We start from the raw sequence: 19,001 nt of genomic DNA on the forward strand, positions 1-19,001 counted from the left end.
TTGCCTCAGCAGTATTTGGGAGGCTGCCAAACAGGAGACGCAAAAGAAAGACCCGGACTAGCCAGGTAAATGGGAGTTACTTTTTCCCCGGGGCGCAATTCCAATGAAGCTGATGTGACAAAATGGATGCACGGCGTATACAACTGGCTTGCTGTATGGTCATGAACCAAGGTTTTGAAAGGTAATTTCATATCCTTGTCAAAATCAGCGTCCCTGGTCTGATTTTTCATGTAATGCAAGTTGATAAAATCCAGGAGACTCATCTGGGCATCCGCGCGCCGGTGCTCGAGGTAATGACTGATGACAAATGGCAATTTCACCATCTCAACGATATGAGTGGTGCTTACCATGATCATCAAAAGGAATATTATCGCTACAATTTTCTTCAAGAAGTCAAAGTTACAAAACCCGAGCGGTTAAAACTATGACATAAATCTTATTTTCTCCGGAATAAAGGTCTAAAAATTATTTGCAGCCTGGGTAGATTCATCGGCTGCGACGTATGACTGATGGCTTTTTCAACAATTGCGGTTAATTTTGTAAATTGCTTTATGGACATTATTCAGCAGTTGAACGACAAACCGTCCCGGAAGAAATTACTTTATCCGGTGAACGAGGAACTTTCGGATTACCTGATCCGCCAGGGCCGGGAGGTTCACCTGCCTGTGTCCCACCGGGATTTGCTGAATTTTACCTGGTCCATTCCCATCAAAGACGCTAACGGGAACAATACCTTGTGGGAAAAGGCCATTTATGACAACCGCGACTGGGAATTTCTGAAAGATGGCCTTATAAAGATCTATGCGATCCTGAAGACGGAGGGTGACCTGAGTTTTGCGAATCAGCTTGATGTGGCGCGGATAGATTATTGTGCATTCGGCAATTCGCTGCCATTCCGGATACGCATCATCAATAAGTTCAACTCGAATTTTGATCATTATTACATGAAAATAACGGATGCTTCCAGGATTTACGGGCTGGAGCTGGAACATATCCTGTCACCAAACCGGGTAACTTTCTTTACCGATAAGGGGACCCTGGTTGAAGAACATATTCCGGGGATCGGGGGGGATATTTTTGCCAGAGAATATGTGGAACGTGAAGAGACCAACAAGACCCGACTGGCTAAGGAATTCGTAAAATTTAATGAGCGTTGTTTTGTGCGATTGCTGGGAGATATGCGAAGCTATAATTTCGTAGTAGTGGCTACACCGGATATCGAATGTTATCAATATCGCATACGTGCCATCGATTTTGATCAGCAGTGCTATGAGGGCAGGCGAAACCTGTACCTGCCCCAGTTTTTCAAGGAAAACAATCCTTATGTGCAGATGGTCTTCAAGCAGTTGAACCGGGAATCGGTAGAACAATACCGGGCCGAGGAGCGATCGGCCATGGCGTTCCGGGTTGCCGTCTCCAGGTTCCGGTTGATGGAATTACTGAATATCATGTCGAGGGACGTTATTTCACCCGAATCCAAGCGTAACCTGCTCAAACAGCAATTGAACGAATATTTCAAAACTGAAGCCTTCAACCGGTGTCATTCGATGGGTCAGATACTAAAATTACACCTGAAGTATATGCTCAGGGGTAATCTGAAGCTCATCCAGGAAAAGACAAGGACTTTACAAAATAATCCGGTTAGCTTTTAGCCAAAGTTGCAACAGGAGGCAATTACAAGTTTTCAGGCCCGGTTTTGAAGTGACATTTCGGGAGTTAACCCGCAGATTACAATTTCTTTAAATCTGAGTAATATCATTTATTTACCCGGGTAAATTCATTAAATTTGCGCCGCCTACGATTAATTGCCGCATTTATTAATTTATTAAAAAAAAGTAAAAGAGAATGAAAAAGTACAGAGCTGGGGTATTGTTCGGCAAGGAGCTGGAAGACCTCTATAGTGATGCCAAAGAAAACAATTTTGCCATGCCGGCAGTAAACGTGGTGGGTTCTGATAGTGTTAACGCCGTTTTGGAAACTGCCGCAAAGGTAAATTCTCCCGTAATGATTCAGTTTAGCAACGGCGGAGCCCAGTTCATGGCGGGAAAAGGAATGCCTAATGATAAGCTTCAGGCTAATATTTCCGGTGCTGTGAGCGGCGCCCTTCATGTTCATAATGTGGCTAAATATTACGGCGTACCTGTTGTGATGCACACTGACCATGCTGCAAAAAAATGGCTTCCCTGGATATCTGCGCTGATTGATGAAGGCGAAAAATATTTTAAGGAAAAAGGACAACCGCTGTACAGCTCGCATATGCTTGACCTGAGTGAAGAGCCTGTTGATGAAAATATCGCAACTTCTGTTGAATTCTATAAGCGGATGGAGCCGCTGGGCATGAGCATTGAAATAGAACTGGGAGTTACCGGCGGTGAGGAAGATGGCGTGGATAATACAGATGTGGATAATTCAAGACTGTACACCCAGCCTGAAGATGTAGCCAAAGCATACGAAGCGCTTAGCAAAGTGGGAAACCGCTTCACGATCGCCGCTGCTTTCGGAAATGTACACGGCGTTTACAAACCCGGTAATGTTCAGCTTCGCCCTGAAATCCTGAACAATAGCCAGGAATATATCGCTAAAAAACACGGAACCGGACCCAAGCCCGTTTACTTTGTGTTCCATGGTGGCAGCGGTTCACCTCAGCACCAGATCCGTGAGGCAATTAGCTACGGTGCTATCAAAATGAACCTGGATACCGACATGCAGTGGGCATTCTGGGAAGGTGTTCTGAATTATTACAAAAAGAATGAGGGTTATCTGCAATCCCAACTGGGTAATCCGGAAGGTGACGACAAGCCCAACAAGAAATACTACGACCCGAGAGCCTGGTTGAGAAAAGGTGAAGAATCCTTTGTTAAGCGTCTTGAAGTGGCGTTTGATGATCTGAACTGTATCAACAGGAACGCGTAAGACTTCGGGATTATATTAAATAGTTAAAAAAAACATCCGCAAAAAAGCGGATGTTTTTTTTCGGTCAGGTAAGTTCATGCTGCTTTCTTCTTGAACATCCCATATATCCACAACAGGAGGAATGAGCCAATAATGGCCAGGATGAAACTTCTGAAATTAAATCCGGACACGGAACCCCAACCGATAAGTGTTCCGATCCATCCGCCAACAAAAGCACCTGCAATCCCTATCAGGATGGTTACTATCCAACCACCCGGATCTTTACCGGGATGGAGAGCTTTGGCGATTGCGCCTGCAATGAGGCCGAAGATGATCCAGGAGAAGAAGCCCATAATTTTAAGTTTTTAGGGTGAATAATGATACGGAAAGTTATAAAAAAATGGAACAAACCCGAACAAAATATACCTGGACTTTTTCTTTTTCATTTTAACAATCAGTGTCAAAACATAATTGGTATTGAAGTATCCGATTTTAAGAAGGCAATCTCCGTCTGGTCTTAACTAAATAATTAAGACTATTGTCGCTTCTTTGCATCATAAAACATGTGCCAAAACAGGTAACTTTGACAATAACGACCTTGCCAACGGCCCAAGTGTCGGTGGGAATAGGTACCGAGAGATCCTCGAAACACGGCCTTTCGATCGAGGTAACGAACAAAATGAAACCGATAAAATCAAAAAATATGGCGCAACGACTTTCTGAAAAGACCCAGGACGGCTTCAACGAAGTTTTGCTTTACACTACACCTAACGGGAAAGTGAAGGTGGAGATCTATCTGCAAAATGAAACCATCTGGTTAACACAACAAAAAATAGCCGATTTGTTTGGGGTAGAAAGAAGTGTGATTACCAAGCACTTAAAAAACATTTTTGACACCCGGGAGCTTGACTTGAATTCAGTGTGTGCAAAATTTGCACATACTGCCGCTGACGGTAAAATTTATCAAACTCAGTTTTATAACATTGATGCAATTATTTCAGTAGGCTACAGAGTGAATAGTTCACAGGCAACAGCTTTCCGAATTTGGGCAACGGAAAGGCTGAAGGAAATACATCATCAAAGGGTTTACGATGGACGATGAGCGCCTGAAAAACCCTGGCCATATTTTCGGTAAAGATTACTTTGAAGAACAGCTTGCCCGAATCCGCGACATACGCAGCAGTGAACGAAGATTTTTTAATTTGAATTAAAAATTATCAGAAGACGATAAGAAAACCGAGAAAACGAACACACCGAAATTCAAAGAAGAACATATCAAACTTCCTTCTTTGGTCTAGCGTCTATCGTCTCCCAAATTCTCGGAATCCGGTTTTCAGCCATCATCAGATCGGTTAACACGATCGCAGTGGCTGCCTCCACAATGACCGGCGCCCTCAGTGCCACGCAAAGATCGTGGCGGCCCTTGACCGAAAAACTCTCCACCTGACCCGTCCGCCAATTCAGACTTTCCTGCATCTTTGGCGTGGAGGAAGTGGGTTTAATGGCCAGCCGGAATACCAATTCATTTCCCGTTGTCATCCCCCCTACAATTCCGCCTGCATTATTGGTTTTAGTCCTGCCTTCCATATTCTCGATAGCATCATTATGCTCGCTGCCAAACATCCGCGCAGCCGCAAAGCCGGCCCCAAACTCCACACCTTTTACCGCCGGTATGGAAAACATCATATGCGCAATCAGTGACTCCACTGAATCAAAATAAGGCTCGCCCAGACCCGCCGGTAACCCACTGACCCGGCATTCGATCAACCCGCCAACCGAATCTTTGGCATCAATCGCTTTCTGTAATCCTTTCTCCAGATCAGCCTCCCCTCCTACTTCGATAACTTGAGCCTGTACATTTATTCCCGTCAGTAATTTTTTTGCAATAACTCCTGCAGCGACCAGACCTGCAGTGAGCCTTGCGCTGAAATGCCCGCCGCCACGGTAATCTTCAAATCCTCCAAATTTTTGATGGGCCACAAAATCAGCATGTCCCGGTCTAGGGAAATCTCTCTGTTTTTCATAGTCGCTACTGCGGGTGTTTTTATTCTCCAGGTAGATCATTATCGGGAATCCCGTCGTTCTTCCTTCAAAAACGCCACTCCTGAGATCCGGTATATCTTCCTCCTTCCTGGGCGTAGTACCTTTTTGAATACCACCCTTTCTCCGTTCCATATCGCCGGAAAAATCTGAAGGCTGTAATGGTAGTCCCGCGGGACAACCATCAATCACGAGGCCAACGCACGGACCATGAGACTCCCCAAATATCTGTACCCTGAAACGATTCCCGAAAGTATTCATAATTATTTTTTTATATCATCGATCCTGATGCTGCCGGCAAACCGCGCCGTCACTGCTGTCTTTCCTGACTAATCAACCCCGGGATTCCTTCTCCCGGTAACCAGTTGCCAACTGCTGCATATCTATCCAACCCGTTAGGCCAGCCCCTAACAACTTTAAATGTTCATAAAAATCAGGATAGGATTTATCAATGGCCTGAGCCTCCACAATGGTTGTATTACCCTCTGCTTTCAACCCCGCAACAGCACAGGCCATAGCGATCCGGTGATCAAACCTCGAATGGACTTCGGTACCACGCAGCGGAGATCCACCATAAACTTCCATGATATCTCCGTTCAGCCGGATCTCCAGCCCCATTTTTCCAAACTCCTCCTGAAGGGTCACTCCGCGGTTACTTTCTTTATACCTAAGGCGGCTTACCCCCTTGATTTTTGTCACGCCCCTGCAACTGGCAGCTAGCGCCACTAACGGAGGAAACAAATCCGGACAATCCGTGGCATCAAACTCAAATGCCGACAACGGTGCTGCATGCATCACAATCCCCTTGGCTTCCATCGCTATCCCCGCCCCTGCATCCATTAGCGCATCCACGATTTTTCTATCGGCCTGTGTACTCGCCAGGCTCAAACCCCTCACGCGTATATTTCCTGCTAACGCGCCTGCAACCAGCAGGAATGCCCCACCGCTCCAGTCTCCTTCCACCGTATAGTCAATCTCCCCCCCATCTTCTTTTGCCGGAACAGCGCTGTTATGAAAAGTAAATCGTTTATATTCATTATTGTCCGGGACCCGGAGTCCGAAGGTCCCCATCACCTGAAGCGTCAGATCAATATAAGGGCGGCTCTTCAGGTCGCTAACCGAGATGGATACTTCATTTCCATCCCGGAATAAATAAGGTGAACTTGCATAGGCCATCAGCAGTCCTGTCAGAAACTGTGAGCTCAACGAACCGTCGATCTCAATATTTGATGGACTGAGAGGGCCCTGAATACTCACAGGTAATTTACCACCATCAGACTGAATCTGCACACCGAGGCCCGGCAATACCTTATCAAAAAAATCAAGCGGGCGACCTAACAGGCTCCCTTCTCCGTTAATCGTGATCCTGTTTTCACAAAGCGCGGCAAGCGGCGTAAACATCCTGACACTCAAACCGCTTTCTCCGCAAATGATCTCGTCAGAAGCAGATACTATGTGCTGCGGATCAGCCAGGAAGCCGCTTTCGACGGAAATTGATCCGTCAGCTAGCCTGGTTATTTTTGCGCCCATTCGGCTGATGATATCCATTGCTGCCAGATCATCGTTACTATGTCCCGGATTCCGGATCACTGAGCGACCGTTTACCAGCAAAGCTGCAGCGCACGCGCGTTGCATAGCGCTCTTAGAAGGAGGTGCATCAATGGTGCCTGATAGCTGGGAGGGTTGTATAATTACTCTGGACATATCTACTAAGTTCATTCGATGAAACCTGCAACAGGCAGAATATTTTTGTAAAGTTAGCGTTCAGTTCCGTTCTTAAACCCTCGAAAGCATCTTTTCGAGATCGTTGAGCGGTATGGATTTAACAATACCTTTCCCTATTTTTTCCAGCAGCACAAAGTTGATATCCTTCTTAACCCGCTTTTTATCCATCTTCAGGATGCGGAACACTTCTTTCCGGTCAAACGAAGTATAAGTGGGTAGCTGGTACTGTGTTAGCAGCGAGGTAACGGCTTCAGTCTGGCTGAATCCGGTCAACTGCTCCGAAAAATGACAGGCATAGGTCATACCAACAGCAACGGCCTGGCCATGCATCCACTGATATTTGGTCTCAATGGCATGACCCACGGTATGCCCGAAGTTCAGCAGCCTTCGCTCGCCCTGTTCGAATTCATCTTTCTGAACGACCTTTATTTTAATCATGGCATTCCGCCGGATCAGTTCCGAAATTCTTTGCTTGCTCTTCATAAAATCCCCGATGGTGTATTTTTCCAGGCTCCTGAACATAGCGGCATCTTTAATACAAGCGTGTTTGATGATCTCCGCAAAACCATTTACCCATTCCTGCTCAGGCAAAGAACGCAGCAGATTCATGTCGTGGAGTATGAACGCCGGTTGGCGGATAATGCCCACCAGGTTTTTGTACGGGCCCACATCAATACCATTTTTACCGCCAATAGAGGCGTCCACCAGACCTAATACGGTAGTAGGCACAAACCCAAAAGGAATCCCTCGCATATACACGGATGCAGCAAACCCCGCGAGGTCGGTAATCACACCGCCCCCCACGCCTATCAGCACTGATTTTCTATCGGCTTCAAATTGTATGAGCTGTTCGATGACCGAGTCAACGGTTGATTGGATCTTTGTTGCCTCACCGGGTTTCACCACAATGGTTTTGTACCCCCTGAATTTTGGAGCGTGCTCACGGTAAATATTTTCATCGGTTAAGACGATTGCCGCGCGCCGATCCACAATATTTTTTAACTGACTGAAAGAGCTGTCGAAATAAAATGAAGTAGACTGACTGGAAAATCTGATAGTGCTGGGGTTCATATATTAATTAGTTATATTTATTCGGGATCATCCATGATTTTTTTCTGATGATTGATACTTTCAATATGAACGGCATCGAGGTATTTACTGATGAAATCACGGCTCAATCCAAGTTTCTCCCCTTTAGCCACGGTCAGGTCGATGATTTCCTGCCAGCGGGCGGGCTGAAGTATCGTGATGTTATTCGCTTTTTTATACCGGCCGATCTCATCCGCAATTTTCATACGTTGTGACAGTATCTGAAGAAGTTCGTCGTCGAGGTGATTGATCTGCTGACGCATTCTCTCAAGTGCCTGGCGAAACTCTACATTGGCGCTGCCTTCTTTTCTCCAGGCGATCGATTCCAGTAATTCTTTGAGGCGCGCCGGCGTAATTTGCTGCTTGGCATCGCTCCAGGCCTGATCGGGATCCATATGCGATTCAATGATTAGGCCGTCGAAGTCAATATCGATGGCTTTCTGCGCAACTTCCTGCAGACCGGCACGGTTCCCGCAAATATGAGAAGGGTCGGTGATCATCAGCATGCCGGGGAAACGCAGCTTCATATCAATGGCGAGATGCCACATAGGAGCGTTGCGGTATTGGGTATTGCCGTAGGACGAGAACCCGCGATGGATCAGACCAATGTGTTTGATGCCTGCACGGGCAATCCGTTCCACACCTCCCGTCCACAGATCCAAATCGGGGTTAATAGGATTTTTAATCAATACGGGAACATCAACACCGCGCAGTGCATCAGCGATCTCCTGCACGCTGAATGGGTTTCCGGTTGTGCGCGCTCCGATCCAAAGAATGTCCACGTCAAACGTAAGGGCATCTTCCACCTGCTTGGCCGTGGCTACCTCAACGGCGGTGAGCAGGCCCGTTTCCTGTTCGGCCTTTTGCAGCCAGGGCAGACCTTTCGCCCCGATCCCTTCAAACATTCCGGGTTTGGTCCGGGGTTTCCAGATGCCTGCGCGCAGTACATCTACTTTACCCGTTGCAGCCAATTGGCGGGCCGTTTCGAGTACCTGGGATTCTGTCTCCGCGCTACAGGGGCCACTGATGATCAGGGGTCTTTTATTCCATACTTCTAAAACGCGCTCTTTGGGTGTTCTGTCGATTGTCATCATTTTGTTGATATTTATCCTTCAGGCAGCCGTATCCAGGCGTTCCGAAGGAAGGGACTAAAATAATTGTTATTTTATAATTCGTTTTATTTTATTGGCATCGATGATCAGCGATTTCAACTGCTGACTGTCATCTGCTTCGATACTTTTCTTAAACCGGGTCAGTTGCTCAATGTGCTCATTAAGTACGTCCAGAATATTCTCTTTGTTTTGAAGGAAGATAGGAACCCACATACTGGAGTTACTCTTTGCCAGCCTTACGGTACTTTCAAAACCGGCGGAAGCGATCTCAAAAATGGCGCTTTCCACTTTTTCTTTTTCCAGCACCGTGTTGGCCAGCGCGAAAGAAGTGATATGTGAGATATGACTCACATATGCCACGTGGAGATCGTGTGCTTTCGCCTCCATGTTCACCAGTCGCATTCCGATCTTGGTGTACATTTTCTCTACCCATTCCAGGGCATCGGCGTCGCTCTCCTCGCGGTTGCAAATGATTACCGCCTTACCCTCAAAAGCACCGTGCACCGCTGCTTTCGGACCGCTGTATTCCGTACCCCACATAGGGTGGGTAGCTACATAGCGTCCTCTCCTGGGATGATCTTTGACCCTTTCAATCAGGTCTGATTTTGTGGAACCCATATCCAGCACGATCTGGCGGTCGATCTGATCCAAAACCTCCGGAAGTATGCTGTCCAGCGTATTTACGGGTGTTGCCAGCACTATCACATCGGATGCAGCAACCGCTTCATTCAGCGGCATTATTTCATCGACCAGCTCCAGTTCCAGTGCTTCCCGGGCGTGCGCGGGGCTTACTTCGACACCGAAGAGTTTGGATGACAATTTTTTTTCATGCAACTGCAGCGCCATGGAACCCCCGATCAGTCCAAGTCCCACGACAGCTATTTTTTTTCGCTTATTGATTGCTCCCTCCATAATAATAAATTTGCCTGTCACGCCCTGTCAAATTCTGCTCTCAGGCGCGAGACATATTTTCTTTGATTCTTTTGATGGCTTCATCAAATTTTTCCAGTGAACCGCAAAGGCTGATCCTGATAAACTGATTTCCCTCATCACCAAAAATTCCCCCAGGGGTGATAAATACTCTTGCCTGCTGTAATACTTCATCGGCCATTTCATAACAGTCCCTATACTTCCCGGGAATCCCTGCCCACACAAAAAGTCCGGCTTGTGTAGTTGAAAAACTACATCCGAGGGTTTCCAATAATTCAAATACTTTAAGTTGCCTTTTCCTGTAAATACGATTCACTTCATCATACCATTCCTTTCCCAGGCCGAGGGCCGTTGCTGCGGCCAGTTGGGTAGCCAGAAACATGCCGCTGTCCATATTACTTTTAAAGGTGAGCACTTCACCGATCCTCTTTGCAGAACCGCAGAGTACACCAATTCTCCAGCCCGCCATGTTATGTGACTTGCTCAGCGAATTAAGTTCAATCGCTACGTCTTTTGCACCTTCAACATGCAACAAGCTTTCGGGCTGATCATTTAAAATAAAACTATATGGATTATCATGAACGATCAGTATGCCGCGTTCCCGGGCGAAAGCGACCAGCTCTTCAAAGAGTCCCTTTTGCGCTAATTGCCCCGTAGGCATTTGCGGATAGTTTACAAAAAACAATTTCACTTTTGAAAGGTCCATTTTTGCCAGTGCTTCTAGATCGGGCTGGAAATCATTTTCCTGTTTCAGCGGATAATCAATGCAATGCCCCCCTGCAATTTTTACATTGCTCCTATAGGTTGGATAGCCTGGATTAGGCACCAGGGCTGCATCACCTTCATTCAGGTAGGTCATGCAGATATGCATGATCCCTTCTTTGCTTCCCATCAGCGGCAGGATCTCGGTGTCGGGATCCAGCTTCACTCCATACCAGTTTTTGTACCAGTCGGCAAATGCCTTGCGAAGCACCGGACTTCCTTTATAACTCTGGTAACCGTGAACGTCCGGCTTCTGCGCCACTTCCCAGAGTGTTTTTATCACCGATGGGTGAGGTGGCAGGTCGGGACTACCGATCCCGAGGTTAATAACCTGTGCGCCGGCTTTGTTCAGCTCATCAATCTCCCGGAGCTTGGACGAAAAATAGTATTCACCGATCCCCGCTAATCTCTTTGCTATTTCCATATTCCTTTATTATAAATGCCATAGATTTTTAATTCCTCTGTAAGCGGTTTAATTTTTTCCATAACCCGCTCAAAACTTTTCATATTATCAAATTCCATATCCACATGGAACTGGTACCGGAACTCTGTTCCCGGGATGGGAAAACTCTGCAGCTTTGTAAGATTTATTTTATGAATGGCAATCACGCCCAATACTCTTGCGAGACTGCCCCTTTGGTGAATAGTCTGGAAATTAATAGAGGCTTTGTTACCTTCCTGTTCTTCTTTGATATCTGCAGGACGCTTCAATACGAGGAAACGTGTATAATTGTTTTTCAGGGTTTGAATGCGTGGCGCCAGGACTTCGAGGCCGTAAATTTCAGCCGCTGTTTTACTGGCTATGGCCGCAACATGTTTGCTTTTATGCTTGGCGATCTGTTTAGCGCTCAGCGCTGTATCTTCAGACTCTACCAGCTTCCAGTCGTACCGGTCAAGAAAATCATAACATTGCTGCAGCGCCATGGTATGGGAATGAACTTCTTTGATCTCCTCCAGCGTAACCCCCGGATTAACCAGGAGATTCTGATGGATCTGCAGATAAACTTCTCCCACAATTTTGAGATTGCTCTTCTGAATCAGATTGTAATTAGGCAGAATGCTGCCGGCTATCGAGTTCTCAATCGCCATCACACAACCATCCGTCCGTTTTGGATCCCTGGCTGCAACAATCACCTCCTTGAATGTATCGCAGCATTCCACCGAGACCTGTTTATTAAAAAACACGCGCGCTGCTTCCTGGTGAAAACTTCCCTCATACCCCTGAATGGCCATTCGCGGCAGTGAGTCAGGCTCTTCTTGCAATATTTTTGCTGTCATACGATATCCGTTAAAAACAAAAATCCCGGCCTTTCTTAGCCGGGATTCTTTATGTTGATTCATTTATTTCATTCTGAATGGTTTCAACTACAGATTACCCGGCTTGAGTCTAAAGTAGAAAAAGCTAAAATAAAACCAGGTATAAAATCGCGTTGAATGCATCGAGGGTGCAAATATATATGAAAAATTAAAACAACAATTCAATTCCTTAATTTTTCTCTAAAATTTATTTAGATTGACTTTAGGTTTTCAAACTGTCTTTCGAGCCACCTGGTAATTTACAGGATATTTACTTACTCGCCGGTTAATTCACGAAACACCCCGAATGTACATACTTCGGTCGTTTAACTTAGGTCTTGCTAAACTAGCAGATTGGGGTCCTGAACGCGGCCCTGCAACCCAAAAAAAAGGCCATCCTGCAAAAGCAGGACGGCGTACTCTATATTGCTTGCCGAATAAATCAGTGATGATCGCGCGAAGTGCCAAAAATCATTGAACTGCCGGTGTCTTTAAAAATAACCGTATCTGCAGGTACAATGACCAGGGTATCTATCGTCACTTGCGGAAGCTCAGGCTCCGGACTTCTCTTTGAACCTGTATGACAACCCGCCGGAAATAATGTTGCAAACGCTATAAATATCAACAATATACCCATGTTACCTATTTTTGCGGCGACATTATTCGGTATTTATACCTGAAAACAGAAAAGGTAACCGCGGAAAAACGGGAATTTTTTCTACGAACAAGGGTTACTATATTAAGAAAAAAGTATTAAATATAGCCAGGCGTGAAAGAGTCGACACTTGAACATGAGTTACAGCTTCTCAAAGGATTGGCAAGGAACGAGCAGAAGGCGGCGGAGGAGATTTACCGGCACAATTATAACCTGATTCAGGCGCTCATTGTCAATAACAGCGGGACAGCTGAGGATGCGAGGGATGTTTTTCAGGAGGCCATGGTGGTGTTATTTGAAAAGGCGCGATCGGGGAATTTCGAACTGAATTGTCAGATAAGAACCTACCTGTATTCCGTTTCCAGAAGGCTTTGGCTTAAAAAATTACAGCAAAATCACCGGTATGCAACTGATCTGGAGAACACGGGCGATGAAGTACCGGTAGAAAGTGACCTGGGGATTCACGAACAAAAGGAACAGGAGTACAAATTGATGGACGAAGCCATCGGAACACTGGGTGAACCCTGTAAAAGCCTGCTGGAAGCATTCTACTTTAAAAAGAAGAGCATGCAGGAGATCGCTGAGAGTTTTGGCTACACCAACGCCGAAAACGCGAAGACACAGAAGTATAAATGCCTGACGAGATTGAAAAAAATATTCTTCTCGCAGTATAAAAAACAGACTGAGTGATGCACGAACACAGAAATATATTACTTACTGAAGCCGTGGAGCGATACGTGAACGGAGAAATGAATCCGGACGAACGGCTGCACTTTGAGAACCTGCGTAAAGCAGACAGCGAAGTGGATCAGTTGGTAGTTGAACATACAACCTTGCTTCAGAAACTTAACAGGTTCAACGAGTGGCAGAAATTCCGGAATTCTCTGGATAAGATACACGCCCACATGGAAGGCATGGGTGAGATCAAAACCGGCGTCCGGAGCACGGGAAAAACAAAACTGGTTTACCTGATCAACCGATACAAGAAAACTACCGCTATCGCCGCTTCTATCGCAGGGCTGACCGCGCTCATCGTGACCGCCATTATTTTGTCGGTAACTCCTAAGAGACAATCCGGCCAGTTCGAAATACTGAAGAAGAATATCAATTCGCTCGAGCACCGGACAAGAATGCAGGACCGTGAAATCCGTAACCTGAAAGAAGGCAGGGATAACACGATCGAAATTCCTTTTACAAAAGGAGGTACGGGATTCATCATTGATAGCCGGGGACTGCTGGTAACCAACAACCATGTTGTGGAAAATGCAAAAAATGTTGTTGTTTCTAATGCAGCCGGTGAAGAGTTTTATACAAAAGTGGTTTTCAGTAACCCGGCAACCGACATCGCTATTCTAAAAATTGAGGATAAGGATTTTAAAACACTCCCGGCCATACCCTATGGCTTCGACCGGAAATCTGCTGACCTGGCAGAACCCATCTTCACCATGGGCTACCCGCGCGAAGAAATCGTTTATGGGCAGGGATACCTGAGTTCCAGGACCGGCTACAATGGAGATACGCTCAGTTGCCAGATAGACATACCGGCAAACCGCGGAAACAGCGGCAGCCCGATCCTAAACTACAGGGGTGAAATAATTGGTATCCTGAGCGGCAGACAGAAGGATGTAGAAGGCGTGGTATTTGCCATCCGCTCAAGCAACATCTTCAACGCCCTGAGCTCGGCGAAGGAAAATGCGAATGGCGATTCAACCCTGCGGAATATCAAATTAAACAATAAATCGAGCCTGGCAAGTTTAAACAGGACCCAACAGGTTAAAAAATTACAGGATTACGTGTTTCAGGTTAAAGTAAACTGACATTGAGGCCTGCACCTATTTCTGTTCAAACGCCACAGCCCGTCTGTGGCGTTATCTATTAACATCCATCCTATCTTTAGCCCAAATACATATTTATGAGAATAATTGCCGTTAGTCTGCTGACCTGGATATCCGTTTGCACATACGCCCAGTCTGCCATGAGCCCCGAATTGCTCTGGAAACTTGGAAGAGTATCCTCAATAGGATTAAGTCATGACAAAAACTTTGTCATCTACCGCGTCGGAACCCCCGATATCGCCAGCGATAAGATCCCTAGAAAAACCTACCGGATACCGGTAAATGGCGGAACTGCCGAAGAACTCGCCAGTGCAGAGGGACTGACGCCCAATAAAAACCTGTCACCCGACGGCCGCTACCTGATCAGTAGCAGGGACATAAAAATAGACAAAGTATCGGGGGCAGATTTTTACCCCGACCTCAAACAGTCTAACGTACAGGTCTATAACGACCTGATGTACCGGCACTGGGATACCTGGGCTGACGGGACATTCAGCCACCTCTTCTACGCACCGGCAAACCGGCCGGAAGAAGCAAGAGACCTCATGCCTGGTGAACGCTGGGACTCGCCCCTGAAACCATTTGGCGGTGCGGAAGACTATACCTGGAGCCCCGATAGTAAACAAATTGTCTATTCGTGCGAGAAAAAGTCGGGAAAGGCATACGCAGTAAGTACAAACACTGATTTGTATGCATTTGATTTAGCCACCGGACAGACCAGAAACCTGACCGAAGGCATGAAGGGGTACGATTTACAGCCAGCGTTTGCCCCAGACGGAACCCTGGCCTGGCTGAGCATGAAACGAGATGGCTACGAAGCCGACAAACAAGATATCGTAGTGATGAAAAACGGCAGAAAAGCAAATCTCACCGCTTTCAGAGACGATCTGCATATAAATAGTTTTGCCTGGAGCGACGATGGTAAGTCCATTTTCTTCGTAGCGCCGATTGATGGTACAGAGCAACTTTTCGAACTCAAATATACCGGCACCAGCACGACCAAACCCCAAATCCGGCAAATCAGTTTCGGCGACCACGATGTTACCGGTATCATTGGCCAGCATAGCAACCAACTACTGATTACCCGGACGGATATGAACCATGCGGCGGAAATTTTTTCAGTAGATATCTCAACCGGGAACATGAAACAGTTAACCCATACCAATGACAGCCTATATGCCGGCATCGGACTTAGCAGGATAGAAAAAAGGTATGTAAAAACGACAGACGGGAAAAAGATGCTCGTCTGGGTGATCTACCCACCTGATTTTAATCCCGCCAAAAAATATCCCACCCTGCTCTACTGCCAGGGGGGGCCCCAGTCGGCACTTACCCAATACTATTCGTTCCGCTGGAACTTTCAATTGATGGCTGCCAATGGCTACATTATCGTTGCGCCAAACAGGCGTGGAATGCCCGGACATGGTACCAAATGGAATGAACAGATCAGCAGGGATTGGGGCGGGCAGGTGATGCAGGACTACCTCGCAGCAATTGACGATATCAGTAAAGAAAATTACGTGGATAAAACGCGGCTGGGTGCGGTTGGGGCCAGTTACGGAGGGTACTCCGTGTATTACCTGGCGGGTATTCATCAAAACCGGTTTAAAACTTTTATCGCTCACGACGGCGTATTTGATTTAAGAAGTATGTACGGGACCACTGAAGAACTGTGGTTTGTAAACTGGGACCTGGGTGGACCTTACTGGGACAAAAAGAATGCTGCAGCACAAAAGTCTTATGAAAAATTCAACCCTTCAAATCTTGTCGGTAACTGGCATACGCCCATCCTGATCTTCCAGGGAGGCCGCGATTACCGGGTTCCCCCCGGACAGGGATTGCAGGCATTTCAGGCGGCGCAGCTCAGAGGCATTAAAAGCCGGCTGGTCTATCTGCCCGATGAAAATCACTGGGTGCTGAAACCGCAGAACGCACTTGTCTGGCAGCGCGAGTTTTACAAATGGTTAAAAGAAACTTTGTAGCATCCGAAAAACCGGAGCAAGTCAGTTAATTTAAATATTCACTATATAGTGATTTTTATAGTTTGCGGCTTACGTAATTGCGCCACTTCTCAATGACCTGTTCCATATCTTCCGGCAGTGGGCTCTCAAAAAGTATTTCCTTCCCTGTGGAGGGGTGGACAAAACCAAGGGTCCGCGCGTGAAGCGCCTGGCGGGGGCATATAGCAAAACAATTTTCCACAAATTGTTTATACTTTGTGTAGACCGTACCTTTTACGATCTTATCTCCTCCGTAGAAATCATCGTTGAACAGCGGATGTCCGATATGCTTCATATGCACCCTGATCTGGTGGGTACGACCGGTTTCTAGGGTGCAGGCCACCAGGGTGACATAGCCGAACCGCTCCACCACCCGGTAATGGGTGATGGCTTCTTTACCGTGATCGCCTTCGGGATAGGCTTCAAACAGTTTCCTGTGCCGCAGGTTACGACCCACGTGCGCGATGATCGTCCCTTCATCCTCAACCATATCGCCCCAAACCAGGGCCAGGTAGTTTCTGTTGACCGTATGATCAAAAAACTGTTTTGCCAGGCTCCTCAGTGCCAGGTCGGTCTTCGCAAGTACCAGTAACCCGCTGGTATTCTTGTCGATCCGATGAACCAGCCCGAACCGCGGCAGGGACTCCTCACTGATCACGGCATTTTGTTGCTGTAAGTGGTAAGCTACACCGTTGAGCAGGGTGCCCGAATAGTTCCCGCTGCCCGGATGAACAACGATGCCGGCTGCTTTATTAATGACCAGGACATCCTCATCTTCATAAACAATATTCAGCGGGATGTTTTGGGGGATTATAGTTGATTCATCGGGTGAGGTATCTGTATAGACGATTATTTCCTGAACGCCTTTAACCTTGAAATTAGGTTTAACCTCCCGTCCGTCCACCAGCACCATTTTATTGTGAATGGCCTGCTGGATCTTATTGCGGGTGGCACCTTCAATCCTGTTCATCAGGTACTTATCGATACGGTAGGACTCCTGACCTTTGTCGGTCCTATAGACTACTTTCTGATACAGTTCCTCTTCATTGTCGGCTTGTTGCTCTTTAATGTCCTGGTCGCCCTTATTCATCATAACGATCTGAAGATTTATGCAAAGGTAAGGCATGATTCGGGGTATCGCCCCGGGGCGGGGGTTGTCCGTATTTCGTAATTGATTAATTTTGGCCGATATGGATCCTCAGGTTGTATTATTCAGGGATCTTGGCAGCCTCCGTTACAAAGAAGCCTGGGATTACCAGGAAAGCCTGCTTCAGCAAAACGTACAGGTCAAGATCAGGTTAAGGGAAGCGGAAGAATCGGGCATCGCATCAAACGGGCTCGAAGCGACAAAGCACTACCTGCTGTTTGTTGAACATCCGCCGGTTTACACCCTTGGCAAGAGCGGGCACATAGAAAATGTGCTATTGAGCGAAACAGCCCTTGCAAAACGGGGTATTGATTTTTACCGAATTAACCGCGGTGGTGATATTACCTATCACGGACCAGGTCAGGTTGTCGGCTATCCGATCTTTGACCTGGAAAAATTCTATACGGATATCGGTAAATACCTGCGAAATCTGGAAGAAGCCGTCATTCGGACCATTGCAGAATACGGGTTGAAAGGTGAACGGTCGCTTGGTGAAACCGGTGTTTGGCTGGACCCATCAATAAGAGGCAGGGAACGAAAGATCTGCGCCATCGGTGTGCGCACGAGCCGGTGGATCACCATGCATGGGTTTGCGCTGAATGTAAACACGAACCTGGATTATTTCAACTTCATTATTCCCTGCGGCATACAGGGCAAACAGGTTACTTCCCTTCAGAAAGAATTAGGCGCTGACATCGATATGGAAGAAGTAAAAGAAAAACTCAGGAGAAATTTCGAAATAGTATTTGGCATCAAACTCAGCAATGGCTGAGAGTTCCAGGCCCCGGATTAAAATTCCCTGGGGAGATACAATTTATTCTTTTCAACCAGGGTATTGTTCGCGTATAATTCAAAATTAATATACCCTGCCGAAAGGAAATAGGAACGATCGAGTTTAAAACGTCTTTCCTTAAATTTATTCAGCTCAAACAAGGGTTGCATATTATCACTGAAAAACTTGATCGTATATTGTTTGTTATCTGCAGGCAGTTCCACCCTGACATAACGGTCAGCCGAGGTAAACACATATTTCGAGGGTACAAATCCGGCGGGCAGGAAATTGGTTGGTTGATTTGTGGCTTTTTCCTCGACGCTATATGCATCTGCGAGCCCCAGAGAATCAATCGAAGGCCTTTTAGATTTCGTAAACACAAACTTCCCCTGGTCCATCAGGACGAATATTCGGTAGAACATGTTGTCAGACGGTGCGGTATTATCGGCAAAGCCATTTTGCTTCATATTCGGATCCGGCATAGAGACAATGGTTTTGAAGAAATTGACACTATCTGTAGACCGCTGAATATAGATTTGCTTGATAAGAGGATAGTTCTGTGTCCATGAGATTACTGTCCGGCTTCTGCCCTCTCCTACTTTGTAAACCGAAAAATCGGGCAGTTGCTCCTGGGCTGCTGCTGCTATGGAGAAGAAAATACCGGCCACTAAAAAAACTACGATTCTATTCATTCAAATACGGAATTAAGCCCGGCAAAGATAGTGGAGCGACCGGTTTATCCTTAA

20 protein-coding genes are annotated in these 19,001 nt (G+C 46.6%); 8 read left to right on the forward strand and 12 right to left on the reverse strand.

Annotated features, from left to right (window positions below):
* Positions 1-5: 5 nt before the first annotated feature.
* Positions 6-389: a hypothetical protein gene (locus tag AC3WS5_RS08760; protein ID WP_492466922.1), complete on the reverse strand. Its 384-nt coding sequence runs from the start codon at positions 387-389 to the stop codon at positions 6-8.
* Between the two features lie 162 nt (positions 390-551).
* Between AC3WS5_RS08760 and AC3WS5_RS08765 the strand changes: the two genes are divergently transcribed.
* On the forward strand, positions 552-1,652 hold the full coding sequence (locus AC3WS5_RS08765) for a hypothetical protein (RefSeq protein WP_492466923.1): 1,101 nt from the start codon (positions 552-554) through the stop codon (positions 1,650-1,652).
* A gap of 193 nt (positions 1,653-1,845) precedes the next feature.
* The gene (gene fbaA, locus AC3WS5_RS08770; protein WP_492466924.1) at positions 1,846-2,913 is read left to right on the forward strand and encodes a class II fructose-bisphosphate aldolase; all 1,068 of its coding nucleotides are present in this window, start codon (positions 1,846-1,848) and stop codon (positions 2,911-2,913) included.
* A gap of 74 nt (positions 2,914-2,987) precedes the next feature.
* On the opposite strand, the gene AC3WS5_RS08775 is transcribed toward fbaA, so the two are convergent.
* Positions 2,988-3,245: a GlsB/YeaQ/YmgE family stress response membrane protein gene (locus AC3WS5_RS08775; RefSeq protein WP_492466925.1), complete on the reverse strand. Its 258-nt coding sequence runs from the start codon at positions 3,243-3,245 to the stop codon at positions 2,988-2,990.
* Between the two features lie 350 nt (positions 3,246-3,595).
* Between AC3WS5_RS08775 and AC3WS5_RS08780 the strand changes: the two genes are divergently transcribed.
* Both AC3WS5_RS08780 and rhuM read left to right on the forward strand, forming a co-directional pair.
* Complete coding sequence (locus AC3WS5_RS08780; protein WP_492466926.1) at positions 3,596-3,994, forward strand: virulence RhuM family protein; 399 nt, start codon at positions 3,596-3,598, stop codon at positions 3,992-3,994.
* Entirely contained in the window at positions 3,984-4,103 is a 120-nt protein-coding gene (rhuM, locus tag AC3WS5_RS08785; protein WP_492466927.1) for a RhuM family protein, read from the forward strand. Before AC3WS5_RS08780 ends, rhuM begins: the two co-directional genes overlap by 11 nt.
* Positions 4,104-4,167: 64 nt before the next feature.
* Here the strand turns inward: rhuM and AC3WS5_RS08790 are convergent, their stop codons facing one another.
* The 8 genes from AC3WS5_RS08790 to AC3WS5_RS08825 form a co-directional block, all read right to left on the reverse strand.
* Entirely contained in the window at positions 4,168-5,193 is a 1,026-nt protein-coding gene (locus tag AC3WS5_RS08790) for a chorismate synthase (protein WP_492466928.1), read from the reverse strand.
* 72 nt (positions 5,194-5,265) lie between these two features.
* Positions 5,266-6,636 carry a 3-phosphoshikimate 1-carboxyvinyltransferase gene (aroA, locus tag AC3WS5_RS08795; RefSeq protein WP_492466929.1) on the reverse strand — a complete coding sequence of 457 codons (1,371 nt, stop codon included), beginning with the start codon at positions 6,634-6,636 and terminating at the stop codon, positions 5,266-5,268.
* Between the two features lie 72 nt (positions 6,637-6,708).
* On the reverse strand, positions 6,709-7,728 hold the full coding sequence (aroB, locus tag AC3WS5_RS08800) for a 3-dehydroquinate synthase (RefSeq protein ID WP_492466930.1): 1,020 nt from the start codon (positions 7,726-7,728) through the stop codon (positions 6,709-6,711).
* Between the two features lie 17 nt (positions 7,729-7,745).
* Positions 7,746-8,840, reverse strand: a complete 1,095-nt coding sequence (locus tag AC3WS5_RS08805; RefSeq protein ID WP_492466931.1) for a chorismate mutase — start codon at positions 8,838-8,840, stop codon at positions 7,746-7,748.
* A gap of 66 nt (positions 8,841-8,906) precedes the next feature.
* A complete protein-coding gene (locus AC3WS5_RS08810; protein WP_492466932.1) occupies positions 8,907-9,770 on the reverse strand; it encodes a prephenate dehydrogenase in 864 nt (287 codons plus the stop codon).
* 40 nt (positions 9,771-9,810) lie between these two features.
* Positions 9,811-10,974 carry a pyridoxal phosphate-dependent aminotransferase gene (locus tag AC3WS5_RS08815; RefSeq protein WP_492466933.1) on the reverse strand — a complete coding sequence of 388 codons (1,164 nt, stop codon included), beginning with the start codon at positions 10,972-10,974 and terminating at the stop codon, positions 9,811-9,813.
* Positions 10,965-11,828, reverse strand: a complete 864-nt coding sequence (locus tag AC3WS5_RS08820; protein ID WP_492466934.1) for a prephenate dehydratase — start codon at positions 11,826-11,828, stop codon at positions 10,965-10,967. Before AC3WS5_RS08820 ends, AC3WS5_RS08815 begins: the two co-directional genes overlap by 10 nt.
* Before the next feature lie 460 nt (positions 11,829-12,288).
* Complete coding sequence (locus tag AC3WS5_RS08825) at positions 12,289-12,483, reverse strand: hypothetical protein (RefSeq protein ID WP_492466935.1); 195 nt, start codon at positions 12,481-12,483, stop codon at positions 12,289-12,291.
* A 132-nt stretch (positions 12,484-12,615) separates the two neighbouring features.
* On the opposite strand from AC3WS5_RS08825, the gene AC3WS5_RS08830 reads away from it, so the two are divergent.
* The 3 genes from AC3WS5_RS08830 (at position 12,616) to AC3WS5_RS08840 (ending at position 16,318) form a co-directional block, all read left to right on the forward strand.
* On the forward strand, positions 12,616-13,191 hold the full coding sequence (locus tag AC3WS5_RS08830) for an RNA polymerase sigma factor (protein ID WP_492466936.1): 576 nt from the start codon (positions 12,616-12,618) through the stop codon (positions 13,189-13,191).
* The gene (locus AC3WS5_RS08835; RefSeq protein WP_492466937.1) at positions 13,191-14,318 is read left to right on the forward strand and encodes a S1C family serine protease; all 1,128 of its coding nucleotides are present in this window, start codon (positions 13,191-13,193) and stop codon (positions 14,316-14,318) included. Before AC3WS5_RS08830 ends, AC3WS5_RS08835 begins: the two co-directional genes overlap by 1 nt.
* 95 nt (positions 14,319-14,413) lie before the next feature.
* Positions 14,414-16,318, forward strand: coding sequence for a S9 family peptidase (locus AC3WS5_RS08840; protein ID WP_492466938.1), 1,905 nt, complete (start codon positions 14,414-14,416; stop codon positions 16,316-16,318).
* Between the two features lie 55 nt (positions 16,319-16,373).
* Here the strand turns inward: AC3WS5_RS08840 and AC3WS5_RS08845 are convergent, their stop codons facing one another.
* Positions 16,374-17,429 carry an RluA family pseudouridine synthase gene (locus AC3WS5_RS08845; RefSeq protein WP_492466939.1) on the reverse strand — a complete coding sequence of 352 codons (1,056 nt, stop codon included), beginning with the start codon at positions 17,427-17,429 and terminating at the stop codon, positions 16,374-16,376.
* Positions 17,430-17,526: 97 nt separating this feature from the next.
* On the opposite strand from AC3WS5_RS08845, the gene lipB reads away from it, so the two are divergent.
* Entirely contained in the window at positions 17,527-18,255 is a 729-nt protein-coding gene (gene lipB / locus AC3WS5_RS08850) for a lipoyl(octanoyl) transferase LipB (RefSeq protein ID WP_492466940.1), read from the forward strand.
* 17 nt (positions 18,256-18,272) lie between these two features.
* Here the strand turns inward: lipB and AC3WS5_RS08855 are convergent, their stop codons facing one another.
* Positions 18,273-18,947 (reverse strand): hypothetical protein, encoded by a 675-nt coding sequence (locus AC3WS5_RS08855; RefSeq protein WP_492466941.1) that lies wholly within the window; start codon positions 18,945-18,947, stop codon positions 18,273-18,275.
* Positions 18,948-19,001 lie beyond the last annotated feature (54 nt).

This window comes from Niabella sp. CPT15-335-S11, assembly GCF_058792415.1.

Excerpts from the sequence above, each read along its gene's own strand:
- AC3WS5_RS08810 (WP_492466932.1), bottom strand. The coding sequence starts at position 9,770 with ATGGAGGGAGCAATCAATAAGCGAAAAAAAATAGCTGTCGTGGGACTT.
- lipB (WP_492466940.1), top strand. The coding sequence starts at position 17,527 with ATGGATCCTCAGGTTGTATTATTCAGGGATCTTGGCAGCCTCCGTTAC.
- rhuM (WP_492466927.1), top strand. The coding sequence starts at position 3,984 with ATGGACGATGAGCGCCTGAAAAACCCTGGCCATATTTTCGGTAAAGAT.
- AC3WS5_RS08840 (WP_492466938.1), top strand. The coding sequence starts at position 14,414 with ATGAGAATAATTGCCGTTAGTCTGCTGACCTGGATATCCGTTTGCACA.
- AC3WS5_RS08780 (WP_492466926.1), top strand. The coding sequence starts at position 3,596 with ATGGCGCAACGACTTTCTGAAAAGACCCAGGACGGCTTCAACGAAGTT.
- AC3WS5_RS08790 (WP_492466928.1), bottom strand. The coding sequence starts at position 5,193 with ATGAATACTTTCGGGAATCGTTTCAGGGTACAGATATTTGGGGAGTCT.
- fbaA (WP_492466924.1), top strand. The coding sequence starts at position 1,846 with ATGAAAAAGTACAGAGCTGGGGTATTGTTCGGCAAGGAGCTGGAAGAC.
- aroA (WP_492466929.1), bottom strand. The coding sequence starts at position 6,636 with ATGTCCAGAGTAATTATACAACCCTCCCAGCTATCAGGCACCATTGAT.
- AC3WS5_RS08765 (WP_492466923.1), top strand. The coding sequence starts at position 552 with ATGGACATTATTCAGCAGTTGAACGACAAACCGTCCCGGAAGAAATTA.
- AC3WS5_RS08820 (WP_492466934.1), bottom strand. The coding sequence starts at position 11,828 with ATGACAGCAAAAATATTGCAAGAAGAGCCTGACTCACTGCCGCGAATG.
- AC3WS5_RS08805 (WP_492466931.1), bottom strand. The coding sequence starts at position 8,840 with ATGATGACAATCGACAGAACACCCAAAGAGCGCGTTTTAGAAGTATGG.
- AC3WS5_RS08835 (WP_492466937.1), top strand. The coding sequence starts at position 13,191 with ATGCACGAACACAGAAATATATTACTTACTGAAGCCGTGGAGCGATAC.
- AC3WS5_RS08845 (WP_492466939.1), bottom strand. The coding sequence starts at position 17,429 with ATGATGAATAAGGGCGACCAGGACATTAAAGAGCAACAAGCCGACAAT.
- AC3WS5_RS08825 (WP_492466935.1), bottom strand. The coding sequence starts at position 12,483 with ATGGGTATATTGTTGATATTTATAGCGTTTGCAACATTATTTCCGGCG.
- AC3WS5_RS08775 (WP_492466925.1), bottom strand. The coding sequence starts at position 3,245 with ATGGGCTTCTTCTCCTGGATCATCTTCGGCCTCATTGCAGGCGCAATC.
- AC3WS5_RS08855 (WP_492466941.1), bottom strand. The coding sequence starts at position 18,947 with ATGAATAGAATCGTAGTTTTTTTAGTGGCCGGTATTTTCTTCTCCATA.
- aroB (WP_492466930.1), bottom strand. The coding sequence starts at position 7,728 with ATGAACCCCAGCACTATCAGATTTTCCAGTCAGTCTACTTCATTTTAT.
- AC3WS5_RS08815 (WP_492466933.1), bottom strand. The coding sequence starts at position 10,974 with ATGGAAATAGCAAAGAGATTAGCGGGGATCGGTGAATACTATTTTTCG.